3 protein-coding genes are annotated in these 4027 nt (G+C 52.7%); all 3 read left to right on the forward strand.

Annotated elements, in window-relative coordinates; translation table 11 throughout:
* Positions 1 to 197: 197 nt before the first annotated feature.
* A complete protein-coding gene (locus OB13_RS19535; RefSeq protein WP_461491863.1) occupies positions 198 to 1877 on the forward strand; it encodes a GMC oxidoreductase in 1680 nt (559 codons plus the stop codon).
* A 57-nt stretch (positions 1878 to 1934) separates the two neighbouring features.
* The gene (locus OB13_RS19540; RefSeq protein ID WP_461491864.1) at positions 1935 to 3401 is read left to right on the forward strand and encodes a Gfo/Idh/MocA family protein; all 1467 of its coding nucleotides are present in this window, start codon (positions 1935 to 1937) and stop codon (positions 3399 to 3401) included.
* A gap of 80 nt (positions 3402 to 3481) precedes the next feature.
* A partial coding sequence (locus tag OB13_RS19545) for a gluconate 2-dehydrogenase subunit 3 family protein (RefSeq protein WP_461491865.1) occupies positions 3482 to 4027 on the forward strand: 546 nt, incomplete at its 3' end.

Genomic DNA, 4027 nt, shown 5'->3' on the forward strand with positions numbered 1-4027 from the left:
TATTTTAGAAGATGGCAAATACATCTGCGGATGCTGGTATAGTTGATTATTCGTATCTGGAATTTGCTTTTTTAATTCAAAAAAGATATCATTAATCTTTCAATTCCCGCTTGTCTTTACCATCATTTTACCTGTTGCTGCATGACAGCCATAGGATTGAAATTTGATATCTACTTAAAAGCTAATTATATCTTGTTATGGCTGAAAATGTTTATGATGCAATTGTCATCGGATCAGGAATCTCGGGTGGCTGGGCTGCCAAGGAACTCACTGAAAAAGGATTGAAGACGATATTGCTGGAACGTGGCAAGAACATAGAACATGTAAAGGACTACGTAAACGCTACGAAACATCCCTGGGATTTTCCGCACAGGGGTGGCCGCACGCAGGAGATGATAGAAAACTATCCGGTTCTGAAACGGGACTACCCGCTCAACGAAATGAACCTGAACTTCTGGGTGAATGAAAAAGAAAGCCCCTATACCGAAACCAAGCGTTTTGACTGGTTCCGGGGCTACCAGGTAGGAGGCCGCTCGCTTATGTGGGGCCGCCAAAGCTACCGGCTAGCCGATATTGACTTTGAAGCCAATGCCAAGGATGGTATCGGGACAGATTGGCCGATCCGCTACAAGGACATTGCGCCCTGGTACAGCTACGTCGAAAAGTTTGCCGGCATCAGTGGCTCCAGGGATGGTATACCACACCTGCCAGACGGGGATTTCATGCCTCCGATGGAGATGAACTGCGTGGAGAAGGACGTAGCGGCCCGCCTGAAATCACATTACAAAGGCAACCGCCATATGATCATCGGGCGTGTGGCGAACATCACCCAACCGAAAGAAAACAGGGCCAACTGCCAGTACCGCAACAAGTGTTGGCTGGGCTGCCCGTACGGTGCCTATTTCAGTACACAATCTGCTACGCTGCCGGCAGCCATGGCTACCGGCAATCTGACGCTCCGTCCTTTCTCCATCGTGACCAAGATCCTCTATGACAAGGACACCAAAAAGGCAAAAGGGGTGGAAGTACTGGATGCGGAGACCAACCAAACGTATGAGTACCTGGCCAAAGTGGTTTTCCTGAATGCCTCCACGCTCAACTCTACCTGGGTGCTGATGAACTCAGCTACGGATGTATGGGAAGGCGGGCTCGGAAGCAGCAGTGGTGTGCTCGGTCATAACCTGATGGACCACCATTTCCGTATCGGAGCTTCGGGCAGGGCAGAAGGATATGAAGATAAGTATTACTATGGCCGGCGTCCGAATGGCATCTACATTCCACGATTCCGCAACCTGGACGGCGAGAAACGGGACTATATCCGTGGCTTTGGCTACCAGGGGGGAGCAGGCAGAGAAGGTTGGAGCCGCGAGATCGCCGAGATGAACATCGGAGGTGAACTGAAGGACGCGCTCTGTGAACCGGGGGGCTGGAACATGGGCATCACGGCTTTCGGTGAGATCCTGCCTTATCATGAGAACAAGGTAACGCTCAACCGGGAAAAGAAGGACAAGTGGGGACTGCCGGTATTGGACATTGACTGCGAAATAAAAGACAATGAAACCAAAATGCGCAAGGACATGGCCGAAGACGCAAAGGAAATGCTGGAGAAGGCCGGGTTAAAAGACGTGAAAACGTTCGATGCCGGTTATGCCATGGGGCAGGGCATCCATGAAATGGGCACGGCGCGTATGGGAAGAGATCCGAAGACCTCGGTGCTGAATGGATTCAACCAGGTATGGGACGCTAAAAACGTATATGTGACCGACGGCTCCTTCATGGCATCCGGTGGTTGCCAGAACCCTTCCCTGACCTACATGGCGATGACTGCCCGGGCCGTAGACCATGCCGTGAGTGAACTGAAAAAACAGAACATATAAGTAGCATACCTTTGAGAAAACTGTCAGTGTTTGTATAACCCCTAATCTTTGCAAGTCATGGCTGAAAAGGAATCCACTACTGCTTCTCCCAACGAGTCCCGCCGCAATTTTCTGAAGGCCGGTGCGCTGGCTGCTGCGGGCTTTATGATCGTGCCCCGGCATGTGCTGGGTGGCAAAGGCTTTCTGGCGCCCAGCGACCGGCTGATCGTAGCTGGTATCGGTGTAGGCGGTATGGGATTCAATGACGTGAATGGTGTATTCCAAAGTGGCAAGGCTAGCATCGGTTACCTGTGCGATGTGGATGACAGAAGGGCGGCCAAAGCCGTTGAACTATTCCCCAAAGCTAAGTACTACAAAGACTGGCGTGAACTCTTCGATAAGCAAGGCAAGAAATTTGACGCTGTCACGGTTTCGACTCCGGATCATAACCATGCGGTCGTTGCCCTGGCTGCCATGCAGATGGGCAAGCATGTCTATGTGCAAAAGCCCCTGACCCATGACATTTACGAGGCCCGGGTACTCACCGATGCCGCCAAACGCTACAAGGTGGTTACGCAGATGGGAAACCAGGGTGCCTCCGGAGATGGTATCCGCCAGCTGCGCGAGTGGTACGATGGCGGCGCGATCGGAAATGTGCATACCGTCTACGCCTGGACCAACCGTCCTGTCTGGCCACAAGGTATACCCTGGCCTGCAGCCAAAGCGCAAGTGCCCAAAGAACTGAACTGGGACCTGTGGCTGGGGACGGCCCCGTACAAAGATTATGTCGAAAAGCTGGTGCCGTTTAACTGGCGGGGCTGGTGGGACTATGGTACGGGCGCCCTCGGAGACATGGGCTGTCACCTGGTCGATGCACCTTTCAGCGTACTGGGTTTGCAGTATGCCAATGATGTGCAGGCCAGTGTCGGCAGTGTGTATGTGGACGAATTCCAGCGGGGCTATTTCCCGGAGAGCTGTCCGCCATCGAGCCATGTCACGCTGAATTTTCCCAAAACAAAAAAGACAGATGGACCCGTGACTCTGCACTGGATGGACGGTGGCATACAGCCGCCGCGCCCGGAAGAGCTGGGGCCGAACGAGGTATTCGGGGATGGGGGCAACGGGGTGTTGTTCGTCGGCACCAAAGGCAAAATGATGGCGGGCACGTATTCCGAGAATCCGCAGCTGCTGCCTACTTCCCGTACGGCGGAGGTAAAAGTACCACAGAGAATTGCCCGTGTACCTGGAAGCGCAGGAGGCCACTACAACCAGTGGGTGGAAGCCTGTATTGCCGGTCCTGGCAAAAAGGAGCTGAGTTCCCCGTTTGAGATCGCAGGGCCTTTGACAGAAGCCTTGCTGATGGCGAACCTCGCGATCCGGGGCCACGATATACGCAAGCCCAAAGCGAACGGCGGGGACTTTGACTATCCGGGCCGCAATATCAAACTGGTGTGGGATAACCAGAACATGCGGGTCACCAACTTTGATGACGTGAACCAGTTTGTCAAACGCGAATACCGCAACGGCTATACCTTAAAAGTCTGACGCGGCAGGTATAAGCTTTCGCATGAAGTAAGTATAGAAGCGATTCATTTTAACTGTTGATTATCTGTAAACTATAATCTATGAATAGAAGAGAAGCCATTTCAGCGGTAGGCTGGATATTGGGCGGTGCTGTCGTAAGTGCCGAACTGCTGGTGTCCTGTACATCCAAGCCCACGAAGGTGAACAATCTGTTTGACCAGGACCAGGTGGCGGTGCTGGATGAGGTAGGCGAAACGATCCTTCCTGCTACCAGCACACCGGGGGCCAAGGCAGCCAACGTAGGCGCCTTCATGGCTGTCATGGTGCAGGACTGTTACAAGAAAGAGGACCAGGAGGTTTTCCTGGACGGACTCAAAAAACTGGACGATGCAAGTACCAAGAAGTTTGACAAAAAGTTTATGAAGCTGGACGCCGCGCAACGCACCGCCCTGCTGACTGGACTGGATGCCGAACAGAAAAAGTACATGACCGAAAAGAAGCCTGAGCAGCCAAGCCATTATTTCCGGATGATGAAAGAGCTGACCATGCTGGGTTTCTTTACATCAGAAGTCGGGGCAACGCAGGCGTTGCGCTACATCGAAACTCCGGGCAAATACGAGGCCTGCATCGATTACAAAAAAGGAGAC

Source organism: Pontibacter sp. HJ8, from assembly GCF_054824225.1.

What these genes read in the sequence shown, in the direction of transcription:
- OB13_RS19540 (WP_461491864.1), top strand. Translation starts at nt 1,935, where the DNA reads ATGGCTGAAAAGGAATCCACTACTGCTTCTCCCAACGAGTCCCGCCGC.
- OB13_RS19535 (WP_461491863.1), top strand. Translation starts at nt 198, where the DNA reads ATGGCTGAAAATGTTTATGATGCAATTGTCATCGGATCAGGAATCTCG.